13 protein-coding genes and 2 tRNA genes are annotated in these 15,765 nt (G+C 70.1%); 6 read left to right on the forward strand and 9 right to left on the reverse strand.

Annotated elements, in window-relative coordinates:
* Positions 1-96 precede the first annotated feature (96 nt).
* Genes ACZ68L_RS06425 through ACZ68L_RS06435 form a run of 3 tightly spaced genes read left to right on the forward strand, consistent with a single transcriptional unit; the run spans position 97 to position 2,956 of the window.
* A complete protein-coding gene (locus tag ACZ68L_RS06425) occupies positions 97-912 on the forward strand; it encodes an ABC transporter ATP-binding protein (protein WP_469574621.1) in 816 nt (271 codons plus the stop codon).
* Positions 909-1,778, forward strand: a complete 870-nt coding sequence (locus ACZ68L_RS06430) for an ABC transporter permease (protein WP_469574622.1) — start codon at positions 909-911, stop codon at positions 1,776-1,778. Before ACZ68L_RS06425 ends, ACZ68L_RS06430 begins: the two co-directional genes overlap by 4 nt.
* A 32-nt stretch (positions 1,779-1,810) precedes the next feature.
* Positions 1,811-2,956, forward strand: a complete 1,146-nt coding sequence (locus ACZ68L_RS06435; protein ID WP_469574624.1) for an ABC transporter substrate-binding protein — start codon at positions 1,811-1,813, stop codon at positions 2,954-2,956.
* A 67-nt stretch (positions 2,957-3,023) separates the two neighbouring features.
* On the opposite strand, the gene ACZ68L_RS06440 is transcribed toward ACZ68L_RS06435, so the two are convergent.
* The 4 genes from ACZ68L_RS06440 to ACZ68L_RS06455 all read right to left on the reverse strand — a co-directional run bounded on the left by ACZ68L_RS06440 (position 3,024) and on the right by ACZ68L_RS06455 (position 8,616).
* Positions 3,024-3,097, reverse strand: a tRNA-Met gene (locus ACZ68L_RS06440).
* Positions 3,098-3,201: 104 nt separating this feature from the next.
* Positions 3,202-5,349 carry a tetratricopeptide repeat protein gene (locus ACZ68L_RS06445; protein WP_469574625.1) on the reverse strand — a complete coding sequence of 716 codons (2,148 nt, stop codon included), beginning with the start codon at positions 5,347-5,349 and terminating at the stop codon, positions 3,202-3,204.
* A gap of 213 nt (positions 5,350-5,562) precedes the next feature.
* Positions 5,563-5,636: transfer RNA gene (locus ACZ68L_RS06450), tRNA-Met, on the reverse strand.
* A gap of 52 nt (positions 5,637-5,688) precedes the next feature.
* Positions 5,689-8,616, reverse strand: a complete 2,928-nt coding sequence (locus ACZ68L_RS06455) for a UPF0182 family membrane protein (protein ID WP_469575270.1) — start codon at positions 8,614-8,616, stop codon at positions 5,689-5,691.
* 137 nt (positions 8,617-8,753) lie between these two features.
* Here ACZ68L_RS06455 and ACZ68L_RS06460 point away from each other — a divergent pair, with 137 nt between their 5' ends.
* Complete coding sequence (locus tag ACZ68L_RS06460; protein WP_469574626.1) at positions 8,754-9,314, forward strand: PPA1309 family protein; 561 nt, start codon at positions 8,754-8,756, stop codon at positions 9,312-9,314.
* Between the two features lie 30 nt (positions 9,315-9,344).
* Here ACZ68L_RS06460 and ACZ68L_RS06465 read toward each other — a convergent pair whose 3' ends face one another.
* The 4 genes from ACZ68L_RS06465 to ACZ68L_RS06480 all read right to left on the reverse strand — a co-directional run bounded on the left by ACZ68L_RS06465 (position 9,345) and on the right by ACZ68L_RS06480 (position 12,746).
* Positions 9,345-10,433, reverse strand: a complete 1,089-nt coding sequence (locus ACZ68L_RS06465; RefSeq protein ID WP_469574627.1) for a YlbL family protein — start codon at positions 10,431-10,433, stop codon at positions 9,345-9,347.
* Positions 10,434-10,576: 143 nt separating this feature from the next.
* Complete coding sequence (locus ACZ68L_RS06470) at positions 10,577-10,747, reverse strand: hypothetical protein (RefSeq protein ID WP_469574628.1); 171 nt, start codon at positions 10,745-10,747, stop codon at positions 10,577-10,579.
* A 128-nt stretch (positions 10,748-10,875) separates the two neighbouring features.
* Positions 10,876-11,337, reverse strand: coding sequence for a molybdenum cofactor biosynthesis protein MoaE (locus ACZ68L_RS06475; RefSeq protein ID WP_469574629.1), 462 nt, complete (start codon positions 11,335-11,337; stop codon positions 10,876-10,878).
* 266 nt (positions 11,338-11,603) lie between these two features.
* A complete protein-coding gene (locus ACZ68L_RS06480; protein ID WP_469574630.1) occupies positions 11,604-12,746 on the reverse strand; it encodes an SDR family oxidoreductase in 1,143 nt (380 codons plus the stop codon).
* A 192-nt stretch (positions 12,747-12,938) separates the two neighbouring features.
* Between ACZ68L_RS06480 and ACZ68L_RS06485 the strand changes: the two genes are divergently transcribed.
* Together ACZ68L_RS06485 and ACZ68L_RS06490 are read left to right on the forward strand one after the other, a co-directional pair.
* Positions 12,939-14,390: a zinc-dependent metalloprotease gene (locus tag ACZ68L_RS06485; RefSeq protein WP_469574632.1), complete on the forward strand. Its 1,452-nt coding sequence runs from the start codon at positions 12,939-12,941 to the stop codon at positions 14,388-14,390.
* Positions 14,387-14,935, forward strand: coding sequence for an NUDIX hydrolase (locus ACZ68L_RS06490; protein WP_469574634.1), 549 nt, complete (start codon positions 14,387-14,389; stop codon positions 14,933-14,935). Before ACZ68L_RS06485 ends, ACZ68L_RS06490 begins: the two co-directional genes overlap by 4 nt.
* 71 nt (positions 14,936-15,006) lie before the next feature.
* Here the strand turns inward: ACZ68L_RS06490 and ACZ68L_RS06495 are convergent, their stop codons facing one another.
* Entirely contained in the window at positions 15,007-15,762 is a 756-nt protein-coding gene (locus ACZ68L_RS06495) for an AIM24 family protein (RefSeq protein ID WP_469574636.1), read from the reverse strand.
* Positions 15,763-15,765 lie beyond the last annotated feature (3 nt).

The raw sequence follows: 15,765 nt of genomic DNA on the forward strand, positions 1-15,765 counted from the left end.
ACCCCCTTCCCGAATCTGACGGAGCGTCATATCGTCGGCGGCGATCACGTCCGCCCCGCGGCGGATCCGCACCTCGATACGCGCGAGGAGAGACCCGTGGGAGTTCCGCACCCGACCACACCCACACCCACTGCCCCAGCCACCAGTCCCAAACTCCGCGCCGACGCGCTCACCCGTTCGTTCGGACGCGGCGCCAAGGCCCTTCCCGCCCTCGGTCCGGTCGATCTCTCCGTCGCACCGGGCGAGTTCACCTGCATCGTCGGCCCGTCCGGCTGCGGCAAGTCCACGCTGCTCCGGATCGCCGCCGGACTGCTCCGCCCCAGCTCGGGCGAGCTCTCCCTCCGTACGGCCTCGTCCCGCCCGGCGGCGATGATCTTCCAGGACTACGGGATCTACGACTGGAAGACCGTGCTCGCCAATGTCCGGTTCGGCCTCGACATCCAGCGCGTACCGCGCAAGGAGGCCGACGCCAGGGCTCACGACTGGCTGGCCCGGATGGGACTCTCGGACTTCGCGGGGGCGTATCCGGCCGCGCTCTCCGGCGGGATGCGACAACGGGTCGCCATCGCCCGCGCCCTCGCCGTCGAGCCCGAGATGCTGCTGATGGACGAGCCGTTCGCGGCGCTGGACGCCCAGCTGCGCACGATCCTCCAGGACGAGCTGCTCGACCTCACCCAGACCACCCGTACCACCACCCTCTTCATCACCCACAGCCTCGAAGAGGCGATCGTGCTCGGGGACCGGGTGCTGGTGATGTCCGCCAGACCGGGGCGGATCATCGCCGAGCGCCGTCCGCCGTTCGCCCGGCCACGCACCGGCGAGGTCCGGTCGGCGCCCGAGTTCACCGCGCTGAAGAGCGAGTTGTGGGAGCTGCTGCGTGGCGAGGTGCGAAGGGAGGTGTCCCCGGTATGAGCGCCACCGTGAACGCCACGGAACCCGACGAGGGCGTGCTGGTCCGCAGGCCCGGTCCGCAGGAACTGCGTCCAGTGCGCACCCACCGCAGGCGGCGCGCCCTGGAGCTCTCGCTCGCCGTCGCCGTACCACTGGTGCTCGTGCTGCTCTGGCAGCTGGCCGCCGAGCGGTCCTGGATCGACGACCGGGTCTACCCCGCCCCCTCCACCATCCTCGCGGACGGCTGGGACCGGGCGAGCGCCGGTGAGCTGTGGCCGGATGTGTGGGCCACGCTCAAGCGGGTCCTCGGCGGCTACGCGATCGGCACCGTCGCGGGATACGCGCTCGGACTGCTGATGGGCTCGCTCTCCCTCGTACGGGCCGCGCTGGAGCCGTTGCTCGACGCTCTGTACGTCGTACCGAAGCTGGCCCTGCTGCCGGTCTTCCTCAATATGTTCGGCCTCGGTGAGGGGCCGCAGATCGCCCTGGTCGCGGCGACCGTCTTCTTCTTCGTCTGGATCTCCACCATGGCTGCCGTGCTCGCCGTCCCGGCCGGCCACCGGGACGCCGGTCAGGTCTTCGGCGCCTCTCCCTGGCAGATGTTCCGCCATGTGCTGCTGCCCGCGTCGCTGCCCGCCGTCCTGGTCGGAGCGCGGATCGCGGCGGGGGTGGCCGTGCTGGTCATCGTCGCTTCCGAGCAGATCGCGGCGGCCGACGGGCTGGGGCATCTGATCTTCGACTCCCGGGCGCTGTTCCAGAACGACGTGATGTTCGTCGGCATCGTGTGTGTCGCGGTCCTGGGCGTCGTCTTCTCCGAAGTGGTGCGGGTCGCCGGGCGGCTGCTCACACCGTGGGCCCCGCGCGACCGCGGCCGCGGCCGGTCCTGAACGGCTCCCCTCGTTCTTCGTACGGAGGCACTGTGCGTACACGTACCCCTTTCACCTGCACCGTCGTACTCATCACCGCGTCCCTGCTCGGCACGGCGAGCTGTGCCGGGAAGGACTCCGCCGGCGACCGCGGCGCCCCTGCGGCGCCACGGACCGTCGAGCCCGTCGCGGGCTGCGGCTCCGGCGGCTGGACCGACCCGGCCGACCTCGCCCCCGACCGGAAACCGGCCCGCTGCGACAAGGGCGCACCGGCCCCCCGCCCCCTGGCGAAGAAGCGGAAGCTCACCGTCGCCACCGGCACCCTGAGCGCGGAGTACGTCGCGCCGCTCCAGGTCGCGGTGGCGAAGGGCGAGTTCGCGAAGGAGGGACTCGACGTCGAGCTGAAGGTGCTGCCCACCCCGGACGCCCTGCCGCTGCTCGCCAGGGGCGATGTGGACGCCCAATGGGCGGCACCCGAGGCGGCCGTGATGAACGGCGTCAACGGCGGCTTCGACATCAAGTGGGTGGCGGGGAACTTCTCCCCCGACCCCGCCTCCAAGAGCGGCCTGTGGGTGCGGCTCAAGGACGGCGAAAGCGCCGATCACGTCAATATGGCGGGCCGGAAGATGGGCACGATGATCGGCAAGGGCTCGGTCATCGCATACCCGATGGACACCTCCCTGAAGAAGCACGGCGGCGGCCTCGACAGGATCAGCTTCCAGCAGCTCGGTTCCGCGGACGTGCTGACCGCGCTGCGGAACGGCGGCGTGGACTCGGCCTGGCTGCTCGACCCGGTCTGGCGCAAGGTGGACGGCGACCGGCAGTACGCGTTCCTCGGCGGCCAGCCGCTCGGCGAACCGCTCGGCGGCCTGCTGTTCGGCCCGACGCTGCTGAACAAGGACCCGGACGCGGGCGTCGCCTTCCTGCGGGCCTACATCCGGACGGTGAACACCTACTTCGCCGGCGACTACAAGGCGGACCCCGCGTTCGTCGCCGAACTGGCGAAGCTGATGAAGACCGACGAGGCCACGCTGCGGGCGACACCGTCGATGCGGATGGACTGGGAGATACGCGGGGGGACGACGGACCGGTTGCAGAAGGCGTACGCGGACGCGGGGGTCTCTAAGGGTGCCGCGGTGCCGGAGGCGAAGGCCGTCGACCGGGCGATGTACTCGGAGGCGGTGGGTCACAAGCTCTGAGCACGGGCCGGGGCAGATAATGCACGGAAGGCCGGATCCTTCAAAGGATCCGGCCTTCCGTCTTCAGTAGCGGGGACAGGATTTGAACCTGCGACCTCTGGGTTATGAGCCCAGCGAGCTACCGAGCTGCTCCACCCCGCGTCGTTGTGTTCCCCACCCTACGTCACCGCTCCGGACCAGCGCAAATCTGTGCCGGCGCCCCACGCGCGGGCGCCGGGCGCCGCTGCCACGACGCCCCGCCCCGCCTACGCGGTGAGTTCCTGGTGCAGCGCTTCCCGCAGCCGGGCAGCCCGCTCGGCGACCTCCGCCGGTCCCAGCTCGACCGCCCGCGCGCACCAGCGCTGCCCCTCGGTGAGCTCGCCGCGGCGGGCGGCCAGCAGCGCGAGGCGCAGGGCGGCCCGCCCATGCCCGTCGTTCGCGGCGCGGCTCCACCACAGCGCGGCCTCCCGCTCGCTGCCCTCACGGGCGAGCAGCAGCCCGAGATTGAAGGCACCATTGCGGCTGCCCGACTCGGCGGCCTCGCGGTACCAGCGGGCCGCGCTGTCCACGTCTCCGCGGGCCGCCGCGAGCATCCCGACGCGCACCTGGGCACGGCGGTGCCCCTGCTCGGCGGCCCGCTCGTACCACTCCTCGCACTCGGTCTTCTCCGGCATCGGCTCACCGAGCGCGGGAGGGCCGGGCGGCGGCTGCCGCGAGTCCAGCACCCCGGCCAGCCGGAAGGCGGCCTCGGCGCTGCCGCCGCCCGCCGCGCAGCGCAGATGGCGCTCGGCCTCCTGCTCCTCGCCGTGGTGCAGCAGGGCCATGCCGACCTGGAGCGCGGCTTCGGTGTGGCCCGCAGCCGCGGCGCGCTCGTACCAGACCAGTGCCGTACGGTCCTCGTCCCGCCCGGCGTACAGGATGCCGAGATTGAAGGCCGCGTCGACGCTGCCCGCCTCGGCGGCCTTGGAGAACCAGGGCTCGGCGCCGGTCGCGTCGCCCGCCTGGAGCAGGAGTACGGCGAGCGCGTTGGCGGCCTCGCGGTGGCCCGCGTATGCGGCACGGCGGTACCACTGCTCGGCCTGCGGCGTGCGGTCCTGCGCCGCACAGAGCAGCCCCAGGTTGTAGGCGCCGTTGACGTCGCCCGCGTCCATGGCGGCGCGGTACCAGCGCTCGGCGGTCTGCTGCTCACCGCGGGCGGCGTGCAGGGCACCCAGGGCGTTGGCCGCGTTCCCGTCGCCGTCCTGGGCGGCGCGCAGCCACCACACGGCGGCGCTCTCCTCGTCGCCGGCGTCACGCAGCAGGAATCCGAGCGCGCAGGCGGCCCGTGCCTCCCCGGCCTTCGCGGAGATCAGGTACCAGCGGCCGGCCTCCTTGGGCTCGCCGCGCTGTTCGAGGATGGCGCCGAGGTGCAGTGCGGCCCGCCGATGGCCGCGCGCGGCGGCCTGCCGGTACCACTGCTCGGCCTCGCCCACGCGCCCGGTCGCCGGACCCGCCACCGGGCCGTCGTCCTTGCGCGCCCCGGACCGGTCGACGGCACCCTGACGCTCGGCGCCCGCGCCGGGGCCGGGGCTCAGCCCCGGGCGGCCGAAAGCGTCGTGCGGGTCGTCGGCGGCGTTGCGGTCCAGCATGCGCGCGAGGCGGTAGGCGGCCTCGCGGTGCCCCTGTTCGGCGGCGGCGCGCAGCCAGCGCTCGGCGCCGACGTCGCTGCGGTGTTCCAGCAGATCGGCGAGGGCGTAGGCGCCCAGCGCGTGGCCCTGTTCGGCGGACTGCCGCAGCCAGTACTCGGCACCGGGCTCGTCACCGCGCTCCCGGTAGTGGCGGCCGAGGGCGTGCGCGGCGGCGGCGGAGCCGGCGACGGCCGCGATACGCCACCAGCCGGCCGCGTCGTCGGTGTATCCGCGCTGGTGGAGGAGGACGCCCAGGTTGTTGGCCGCGGCCCGGTCGCCGTCGGCGGTGGCCCCGCGCAGATACGGCTCGGCACCGTCCAGATCGCCGCGGCGCAGCAGGAGGGCACCGAGGACGCTCATCGACGTGGTGTCCCCCGCGTCGGCGGCGCGACGATGGCGCTCCTCGCTCTCGGCGCTCTCGGGAGTCTCCTGGACCCCGGAGCTCTCCCCGGCCCCGATGGACCCGGCGCTCCCGGTGGTCACGGCGTTCCCCGCGCCCTCCGCGCCCTTCGCGCCCTTCGCGCCCTTCGCGCTCTCCGTACTTTCTGTGCTCTCGACGGTCGCGGCACACCCCGCAGTCTCGGCGGTCTCGGTCGTCCCGATGATCCCAGTGTTCTCGGTGGTCTCGCTGCTCTCCCCGGCGGCAACACCAAAAGCCTCATTCATCACGCTATCCGGCCGATGAACGCGACGTTGCACAAACCGCCCTGTCTCCAACAGAGTTGCCCTGTCCCCCATAAATACCATCGTCGCACCACCCGCAACCCGCGTACACCTGGTATACCGCGACCAGTGAGGTCACTTCAGCGTTTTGTCGACATGCCCACAGAGAGATAAGTCAAACACGTCTGGACCCAACTCGTGCCCCGCGAACCGCCCTTCACGCACTCCGCACAAGAAAGTCGTCAGAACACGACGAAGGCCCGGATCCTCAATAGGATCCGGGCCTTCGTCTTTCAGTAGCGGGGACAGGATTTGAACCTGCGACCTCTGGGTTATGAGCCCAGCGAGCTACCGAGCTGCTCCACCCCGCGTCGTTGTGGTGAAACCGTACCACGACGCGGGGGTGAGCCTTTACCGAGTTACTCAGCCATCGCCGGCACTAGACGCTTTGTCCGTATGTCCGGAACCGCCCGCACTGTTCGCGGAGCCCGGCTTGGGCTGGGCCGCCGCCGCACGCTGCAGCGCGTCCTGCAGATCCGCCTGGGCCTTGCCGTAGGCGGTCCAGTCCTGCTTCTTCAGGGCCGCCTCGCCTTCCGCGTAGGCCTTCTGCGCGTCCGCGATCGCCTTCTTCAGCGCCGCGTCACCGGTGGCCGGTGGCTGCGTGGTGCCCGGTGGCCGGGTGGTCTCCGTGGGTGGCTGGGTGGCACCGGAGCCCGTCACCCCGAAGACCGAGTTGAGCGCCTCCCCGAGACTGTTCTCGAAGACGGTCTTCGACCCGTACGAGGCGGCGACCTTGCGCAGCAGCGGATAGTTCTGCGTGCCACCGCGCGTGTACACCGGCTCGATGTAGAGGAAGCCCCCTTCGAGCGGCACGGTCAGCAGGTTGCCGTACTCGATGTCGGAGTCGGTCCCCTTGAGGTTCCTCACGAACTCGGCGACGTCGTCGTTGCCGTTGAGCTCACTCTGTACCTGGCCGGGGCCCTTCACGGTGGTGGTGACTCTCAACAGTCTTATCGTGCCGTAATCCTTGCTCGCCGCGTCCGCGTCCACCGCCATGAACGCGCCGAGGTCGGGCCGCCCCTTCGGGGTGAACGTCGTCGTCAGCGAGAACTTCTGGGCCGGCTGATCCGGCATCTTTATGCTCAGGTAGTACGGCGGGACCGCGCCGGACTCCTTGTTGGTCGGGTCGTCCGGGACCTGCCACGCGTCACTGCCGCTGTAGAACTGGGCGGGGTTCGTGACGTGGTAGCGGGTGAGCAGCTCACGCTGCACCTTGAACAGGTCCTGCGGGTAACGCAGGTGGTCCATGAGCTGCTGCGGAATGTCCGCCCTGGGCTGCACGGTCCCCGGGAACGCCTTGCGCCAGGTCTTGAGGACCGGGTCCTCGGTGTCCCACTCGTAGAGCTTGACCGTGCCGTCGTACGCGTCGACGGTGGCCTTCACCGAGTTGCGGATGTAGTTGACCTGGTTCTGCTGGGCGACGACCGCACGCTGGTTGGTGGTCAGCGAGTCGGCCGTGGTGTCGCCGAGCGTCGTACGGGAGGCGTACGGGTAGCCGTTGGTGGTGGTGTACGCGTCGACGACCCACTGGATGCGGTGGTTCACCACGGCCGGGTAGGCGTCGCCGTCGATGGTCAGCCACGGGGCGACCGCCTCGACGCGCTCCTTGGGCGTGCGGTTGTAGAGAATCCGCGAGCCGTCGCCGATGGCCCCCGAGTAGAGGATCTGCGGCTCGCTGAACGCCACCGCGTAGGCGGCGCGGTTGAAGGCATTGGAGAGACTGACCCCGCTGTTGCCCTGATAGCTGGTGGTCTTCTCGCCGTCCTCCTCGTAGTCGAGCTCCTTCTGGGGCCCGCCGACGATGGAGTACTGATCGGTCTTCTCGCCGTAGTAGATCTGCTGCTCGTACTTGCCCAGATCACCCGTGGTGGGCAGACCGGCCTCGGTGAAGTCCGGGGAACCCTTCGGGTTCTTGCCGGTCGTCGTGCCCCGGGCCGCGATGGCCCCGTAGCCGTGGGTGTAGGTGAAGTGGTCGTTGATCCAGTTGCGTTTGGGGATGCCGTCGAGGTTGAGCTCGCGCAGACCGATGACCGTGTCCTGGTCCTTGCCGGCGGCGTCCTTGTAGCGGTCCACGTCAAGCGTCTTGGGGAACTGGTAGTAGTTCCTCTTCTGCTGGAGCTGCTGGAAGGCCGGGGAGACGACGTTGGGGTCCATCACCCGGTAACTGGCGGCGTCGTCCGCGCTCGCGCGCAGCTTGGCGTCGTCGTTCGTCGTGCTCTTGCCCGCGTAGTCGTGGACCTGCGCCTTGTCGATGTCGTACGCGTCACGCGTCGCTTCGATGTTCTTCCGGATGAACGGGGCTTCCTTGGCCTGCTCGTTCGGCTGGACCTGGAACTTCTGCACGATCGCCGGGTACAGCCCGCCGATCAGGATCGCCGAGAGCACCATCAGGCCGAAGCCGATCATCGGGAGCTGCCAGGTGCGGCGCCAGAGCGTCGCGAAGAAGAGCACGGCACAGATCGCGGCGATGCAGAACAGGATGGTCTTCGCCGGAAGGTAGGCGTTGGCGTCGACGTACCGCAGGCCCGTCCAGTTGTCCGTGGCCTTGAAGTCGCTGGACTTCACGGCCAGGCCGTAACGGTCCAGCCAGTACGCCACGGCCTTCAGCGAGACGAAGACACCGAGCAGCACCGACAGATGGCCGGTGGCCGCGCCGGTCGCCCGCGCGCCGGGGCTGGTGATGCGGAGTCCGCCGTACAGGTAGTGGGTCAGCGCGGCGGCGATCAGCGAGAGCACCGTGGCCGCGAAACCGAAGCCCAGCAGGAAGCGGTACCAGGGCAGGTCGAACGCGTAGAAGGAGACGTCCAGGTGGAACTGGGGGTCCTTCTGGTGGAACGCCACGCCGTTCACATACATCAGCCAGGTACGCCACTGGCCGGAGGCGGATGCTCCGGCGATCAGTCCGACGAGCGCGGTGATCGCGAGCAGCACCCACTTCTTGTACGGGGCGAGACTCATCCGGTAGCGGTCCAGGCTCTGCTGTTCCAGCGACATCGCGCTCAGCGGCGGCCGGAGCCGGTACGCGAGCCAGATGTTCAGACCGACGGCGATCGCCATCAGCAGTCCGAACACGAGGAACAGCCCGATCTTGGTCCACAGAGTGGTGGTGAAGACGGACGAATACGCGACCGACCGGTACCAGAGCCAGTCCGTCCAGAACCCGGCGAACATGACGAACGCCATGGCGAGGACCGCCAGGACGCCCAGTGTCATGAGCAGGGTACGGGCGCGCCGGGACGGGCGGCCGACTCTGATCCGTGGCCCGGTCGGGCCTCCGCCGCGGTCCGGCATCTGGAAAGCCAACGTGCGCACCTCGAAGTTCGCGGGTCGTGTGGAGCGGGCCCAGCGATCGTAGAGCCCACCTATGCAACTTACTGAGGCTTTACCTAGTTCCCGTTCCCGGGGCGGAAGGAGGCAGGATATTGGCCATGCCCAACGTTTCCCCCTCAGGCCCCCCGATGGCCGCGAGCCCTCTCACCGTCGCCGTCCTCGAAATCGACGAGTACATCTCCGGCCTCGGCTGGGACCAGCCGGCCCGGCTCTTCGCCCTCGTCGACACCGCCAGGCTGCGCGCGCAGGAGCCCGGCCTCGCCGCCCAGCTCGGTCTCGACAGCACCGACTCCCCGACCGCCTCACTCACCCCCATCGAGCAGGAGGAGCTGTCGCCGGGCACCGCCCTGGACGAGTTCCTCGCCACGATCGCCTGGCCCGACGCGGTGATCGGATGTGCGATGACGGTGGAGCGGCTGATGCTGCCGCCGTCCGCCGAGGCCTCCGTGCCGGAGGGACTCAGCGACACCCAGCTGACGAAGTGGGTCGCCAAGCACCCGGAGCGCCAGGAGGTGCGGATGACCGTGGCCGTCCTCCGGGACGGTACGCGCGAGGCGGCCGTACGGCTCCGCGAGAAGGACTCCCCGAGCGAGGTGCGCACGGGCGCCGGTCTGGTACCCGGTCTGGCCGACGCACTGGCCGCGACGTTCGAGGCCTGATTCCCGCCACGCCCCCGCCGAGAGACGTGGTCAGCCTGCCGAGCAGCTCGGCAGGCCGGCCGTGTCCCCCGCCCGGATCTTCTCCAGCGACTTCTTCGCGTCGTCGATCGTCTCGACCTTCACCAGCTTCAGTCCGCTCGGGGTGTCGGAGGCGGCGGCCTTGCAGTTCTCGTCCGGCGTCAGGAAGTAGCGGGCGCCCGCGTCGCGGGCGCCGACCAGCTTCATGTTGATGCCGCCGATCGGGCCGACCTTGCCCTTGTCGTCGATCGTGCCGGTGCCCGCGATGAACTTGCCGCCCGTGAGGTCGGTGGGCGTCAGCTTGTCGATGATGCCCAGGGAGAACATCAGACCGGCGCTCGGGCCACCGACGTCGGCGAGCTTGATGTCGATCCGGAACGGGAACGTGTGGTCCGTCCCGGCCTGGATGCCGACGATCGCCCGGTTCTCCTTGGGCGCCTTCGCGGTGGTGATGGTGATCTTCCGGGTGCCCTCCGGCTCCTTGCCGGCCTTCTCCGCCGCCTGCGCCGTCCTCGCCGGGATGATCGTGAACGTGACGTCCTCGCCGGGCTTGTGGCGGGTGACGAGCTTCGCGACGTCCTCGGGCTGCTTGACCGCCGTACCGTCGACCTGCTTGATCACGTCGCCGGCGTGCAGCTTGCCCTGGGCCGGACTGCCCTTGACGACCGTGGAGACCACGACGCGCGACGGCACCGCGATCCCGATCTCGTTCAGAGCGGCGACCTTGGCGCTCTCCTGGGACTGGCTGAACTCCTCGGCGTTCTCCTGCGTCGACTGCTGCTCGGTCTTGCCGTCGGGGTAGAGGGTGTCGTGCGGCACGACGATGCTGTCGTGGGCCAGCCAGCCGTAGACGGCTTCGACGAGATTCATCCGGTAGTCGGCCCCGGTGACCCTGACCGTCGTCATATTGAGGTTGCCGGACGTCGGATACGTCTTGTGCCCGGAAATCTGCAGGACGGGTTCACCGCCGACCTTGCCGAGGGTGTTCACGGTCGGCCCGGGAGACATCTCCGAATACGGCACTTTGATCAGCACGCCTGCGCAGAGCAGCGCGATGAGGATCAGGGTGGAGGCGAGCATCGTCGCGGTGCGGCGTGGCATGGAACGACAGTACGGGAAGGGTCTGTCAGTGCACCGTCGGGGCCGGTCCGTGCGGGCGAGGAGGAGGTCCCGGAGCCGTTCCGGAAGGCGTCGGCAATCGGCGGCGGGATGCGGATTGGCGACTGCGTAGGTTCAAAGGAGGGTCAGACAACATCGGAACCGGAATGCGACTTTTCCATCGCCTCACGGAACCGGGCATACCCGGCGAGTTCTGAAACATCACCGGCCGTGCGATTACGGGCGGCCCAGCTTCCCCATATCGCGGCACCGCACGCAGCGAAAACCGGAATCAACAACCAGGCGAGTGCTGCCATTACGACCTCCCTACCCCATGAGCGACCGCAACTGACCGATCAGCAGATTAACCACCTGCAGGATCAACGCTCACGGCAGGGGTGCGGTTACGCAAATCGGGGCGGATGACCACCCGATCGGCTTGCACTCAGCAGGCTCCGACCCACTCCTCGGTGCCGTCGGAAAAGCGCTGGTGCTTCCAGATCGGCACCTCGTGCTTGAGGTCGTCGATGAGCTTGCGGCACGCCGCGAACGCCTCCGCGCGGTGCGGGCAGGAGACGGCGACGACCACGGCGAGATCGCCCACTTGGAGGTCACCCACTCGGTGGACGGCGGCCAGCGCCCGCACCGGGAATTCCGCTGCCACCTTCTCGGCCACCCGGCGCATCTCGTCCTGCGCCGAGGGATGGCAGGAGTAGCCGAGCGCACCGACGTCCTGACCACCGTCGTGGTTGCGCACCGTGCCGACGAAGAGTGCGGTGCCGCCCGCGGCGTCGTCCCCGACGGCGCGGAAGATCTCGTCGACCGACAACGGCGTGTCGCGGATCGCCAGCAGCCGGATGGGGTCGATCGCCGCCTGCTCGCCGGGGTGGTCGTGGGTGGGAGCCATGGGTTCCATGGTGCCGTACCGCACCGGCATCACGGAATAGCGATTTCCACCGGCGGACTGCCCCTGACCTTGGAGTCTTCTACAGGCGTCCCGAGGTCCCGCCGAGGGCCGTCCCGTGATCCCCGGCGGGCGCACGACGACAGCCGCGGCACCTCGCCGCGTCGTCGGGCCGCCCGGACACGCCCGGCAGGAGGACACTCCTCCGCATCGCGCCGCACGGCATCCGCCTCGGCGCGCCGATCCATCAGGGATCGGGGGGGGCGGCCTCAGATGCGGCGGCGGGCCTTGCGGGCGCGGCGGACCAGGGCGGCGGTGCCGAGCAGCGCCACGGTCGCGCCGGCGGCACCCGCCGCGGTGGCGTCCTTGCGGCCGAGACGGCGCCCGGCGACGGTGTGCCGGCCCTCGACCTCTTCCAGGAGCGCGGCGAGCACCTCCTCGTTGGTCCAGCTCGGGCGCCAGCCCGCGTCGTGCAGCCGGCTCACACTGACCACCCAGGGGTGCATGGTGTACGCCAGATCGCCCGCCGGGGAGGGGGTGAGGCCGATCCTGTGCAGCCGGGCCGCGGCGCCGAGGGCCACGGCGGAGGGCAGCTCCATCCGGCGGACGCCGCTGAGCTCCTCGACCTCCTCCTGTTCCAGCCAGCCGTCGCAGCCGACCGCGAACTCGCCGTCGATCTTCTCCAGCGCCGCGTACTCCAGGGCCGTGACCAGGTCGTCGACATGGCAGAACTGCCAGGTGGGACGCGATCCAGCGACGACCAGGAGGCGTGGCGACTCGAAGTAGCGCGTCAGCGCGGTGTCCGTGCCGCCGACCAGGACGGTCGGCCGGACCACGGTCACGTTGAGCCCGGGGTGGGCACGCGGCGCGCGGCGGCCGAGCCGTTCGATCTCCAGGAGGTCGCCCACTCCGGTGGCCTCGGCCGTGGCGCGCAGCTCGGCGTCCTCGGCGAGCGGGATGTCGTTGTCGGGCAGCGCCCCGTAGACCATCGCCGAGGTGCACAGCACGACCCGGTGGACGCCCACGGCCGCTGCGGCCGTCAGCACGGTCTGGGTGCCGCGAACGTTGTAGGCGGTACGGGCCGCGGGGTCGGTCTCGAGGTCGAGATCGAGTGCCAGATGCACCACGACATCCGCGCCGCGCAGCTTCTCCGCGATGGCGGGGTCCCGGACGTCGAGGATGTGCCAGGTCGCCTCGGAGACCTCTCCGCGGCGTTCATCGATGGCAATGACCTGTTTGATCTCCTCGGATGCCGCGAGGCGGGCGGTGAGCAGTTCACCGACGCCCCCCGCGGCCCCGGTGACCGCGACGACGGGGCCACGGTTCCTGGAGCGGCTTTTTGCGGGCTTGCTCGCGGTCGAGGGGTCGGACAGGTTTCGCGCTGCGCGAACCTGAGGATCTGGGGAACTCACCGGGCGTCTCCAGCGGTTGTCTTCAGTACGTACCCGAATGACGCGTACGTACCAGGTGGCTTCCATCCTGCCGCAGGCCGGGAGCCGGCGGAGCACCGAGGCCCCAAGCGGACTTTTGGTGTCTACGCTGGATGGTGATGTCGGGCAGTCGCCGTCGGTTCGAGCCGGCGGCCCTACGAGCCGAGGAAACCCGTGAGTGACACCCCATTCGGATTCGGCCTTCCGCCGGAGGAGCCGGAGAACGGCGACGAGGGCAAGAAGAAGGACCCCACCGGAGGTGGGCAGGGTTCGGGCGGGCCGGCGAACCCGTTCGGCTTCGGTCCGGGCGCGGGCGGGGAGAACCCGTTCGCGGCGATGTTCGGCACGATGAACCCCAACGACCTGGGGGCGGCCTTCCAGCAGCTCGGCCAGATGCTGAGCTACGAGGGCGGTCCCGTGAACTGGGACATGGCCAAGCAGATCGCCCGCCAGACGGTCTCGCAGGGCACGCCGGACGGCACCAAGGACGCGAGCGTCGGCCCGTCGGAGCGGTCCGCGGTCGACGAGGCGCTGCGGCTGGCCGACCTCTGGCTGGACGGCGTGACGTCGCTGCCCTCAGGTTCGGTCTCCACCGTGGCGTGGAGTCGTGCGGAGTGGGTCGAGGCGTCCCTCCCCGCCTGGCAGAAGCTGGTCGACCCGGTGGCCGAGCGCGTCGGTCTGGCCATGGGCGATGTGCTGCCCGAGGAAATGCAGGCGATGGCGGGCCCGCTGATCGGCATGATGCGGTCGATGGGCGGCGCGATGTTCGGCCAGCAGATCGGGCAGGCCGTGGGTGTGCTTGCGGGCGAGGTGGTCGGTTCGACCGACATCGGGCTGCCGCTGGGCCCGGCGGGCAAGGCCGCGCTCCTTCCGCTGAACGTCGAGAGGTTCGGCAAGGACCTCAGCGTGCCGCAGGACGAGGTGCGGCTGTACCTCGCCCTGCGTGAGGCCGCCCACCAGCGGCTCTTCGCTCATGTTCCGTGGCTGCGCTCCCATCTGTTCGGCGCCGTCGAGGGGTACGCCCGCGGCATCAAGGTCGACACCAGCAAGCTGGAGGACGTGGTCGGCCAGTTCGACCCGTCGCAGCCCGAGCAATTGCAGGACGCCCTCCAGCAGGGCATGTTCCAGCCGGAGGACACACCGGAGCAGAAGGCCGCCCTGGCCAGGCTGGAGACGGCGCTCGCACTCGTCGAGGGCTGGGTGGACGCCGTGGTGCACGAGGCCGCGAAGTCCCGTCTGACCTCGGCGGACGCGCTGCGCGAGACCATGCGCAGGCGCCGCGCCTCCGGTGGGCCGGCCGAGCAGACGTTCGCCACGCTCATCGGCCTTCAGCTGCGCCCGCGGCGGCTGCGTGACGCCTCGCGCCTGTGGGCGTCGCTCACGGACGCCCGCGGCCTCGACGGGCGTGACGCCCTGTGGGAGCACCCCGACATGCTGCCGACCGCCCAGGACCTGGACGATCCGGACGGGTTTGTGCACCACGAGCAGCTGGACTTCTCCGAGCTGGACAAGATGCTCGGCGAGGCGGCGAAGGGTCCGCAGAAGCCCGGGGCCGACACGGACGGGCCCGGCTCCGGGGGAACCGACGACCACGGCAGCGAAGGCAAGGGCGACAGCGACCGGTGAGCCTGTACGACGACGCGGTTCTCGTACTGAAGGGGTACGAGAACCCGCTGGATCCGGCCCAGGAGGAACTGCGCCAGGTCTATCTCGACCATCTGGCAGCGCATCCCGACGGCATGTGGAAGGCCTGCGAAGCCGGACATCTGACGGCCAGCGCACTGGTCGTCGACCCGGATCGCGGCCGCGTGCTGCTCACCCTGCACCGCAAGCTGCGGATGTGGCTGCAGATGGGCGGCCACTGTGAACGACCGGACACCACGCTGGCCGCCGCGGCGCTGCGCGAGGCCACTGAGGAGTCCGGTGTCAGCGGCCTGACCCTCCTGTCGGGCGGCCCGGTGACGCTGGACCGCCACCGGATCCCCGCACCCTGCCACTGGCACCTGGACGTCCAGTACGCGGCGCTGGCGCCGGCGGGCGCGACGGAGCAGATCAGCGACGAGTCGCTGGACCTGCGCTGGTTCGGGTACGACGAGGTCGCGTCGGTGGCCGACACCTCGGTCGTACGGCTGGTGACGCGGGTCCGCGCCGCGCTGGAGCAGCGCCGGTAGCCGTGACATGCGGCATGGGCGAGGGGCGGTCTCCGTGGAGACCGCCCCTCGCCCATGCCGGTGCGTCGTGGTCAGTTCCAGGCGTTGTTCTGGTTCTGGCCGTGGGCGCCCTGCTGGCCCATCCCGTACTGCGCGCGGATTCCCTGGCCGATCTGGGCGTTCTGCGGGGGCAGCACCTCGCTCGGCTGGACCAGGGCGTAGCCCTGGCCGAGGAAGCTGAGCTCCCAGCCCTCGCCGGTGTTCCCGCGCCGCCGCCAGACACCCGAGGAGTGCGTCTGGGCCTGCATCTGCACCCGCAGCGAGCTGGACCAGGCCACGATCGCGTCGGCGTCGGCGTTGACGTACTTGTCCGGCGTGACCTGCATCATCAGTGGCTGGCCCGAGGTCATCAGGGCGACCTTGCCGGTGCCGGAGATGTTGAGCTGGTACTTGCCGGTGCCTGCGATGCCGTACTGGCTGTCCACCGCGATGACCTCGTGATGCAGCCCGGAGTCCAGTGCGAGCACATAGGCGCTGTCGACGGTCAGCCCGTCGTGGTCGACGTCCACCACGTGCACATACTGCGCGAGATTGGCCAGAAAGATGGTGCCCTGGCCGGAGCACCGCATGAGGTCGAGACCTTCGCCGGTGTGGGCGCGGGAGTGGCCCTGGCCCCGCGACTGGTACTCCCCGTCGAACTCGACCAGTCCCTGGTACGCGACCATGCTGCCCTTGCGGGCCAGGATGTCGTCGTGACCGTTGAGCGTCACCCGGAGCATCTGCGCGTTCTGCAGCACGTAGCGGTCCGCGGACTGCTGTTCGGTGTGGTGGAAAAGCGGACTCTGCATGGT

This window comes from Streptomyces sp. NPDC104309 (genome assembly GCF_055584025.1).

Excerpts from the sequence above, each read along its gene's own strand:
- ACZ68L_RS06430 (WP_469574622.1), top strand. The coding sequence starts at position 909 with ATGAGCGCCACCGTGAACGCCACGGAACCCGACGAGGGCGTGCTGGTC.
- ACZ68L_RS06445 (WP_469574625.1), bottom strand. The coding sequence starts at position 5,349 with ATGGTATTTATGGGGGACAGGGCAACTCTGTTGGAGACAGGGCGGTTT.
- ACZ68L_RS06455 (WP_469575270.1), bottom strand. The coding sequence starts at position 8,616 with ATGCCGGACCGCGGCGGAGGCCCGACCGGGCCACGGATCAGAGTCGGC.
- ACZ68L_RS06460 (WP_469574626.1), top strand. The coding sequence starts at position 8,754 with ATGCCCAACGTTTCCCCCTCAGGCCCCCCGATGGCCGCGAGCCCTCTC.
- ACZ68L_RS06465 (WP_469574627.1), bottom strand. The coding sequence starts at position 10,433 with ATGCCACGCCGCACCGCGACGATGCTCGCCTCCACCCTGATCCTCATC.
- ACZ68L_RS06470 (WP_469574628.1), bottom strand. The coding sequence starts at position 10,747 with ATGGCAGCACTCGCCTGGTTGTTGATTCCGGTTTTCGCTGCGTGCGGT.
- ACZ68L_RS06475 (WP_469574629.1), bottom strand. The coding sequence starts at position 11,337 with ATGGCTCCCACCCACGACCACCCCGGCGAGCAGGCGGCGATCGACCCC.
- ACZ68L_RS06495 (WP_469574636.1), bottom strand. The coding sequence starts at position 15,762 with ATGCAGAGTCCGCTTTTCCACCACACCGAACAGCAGTCCGCGGACCGC.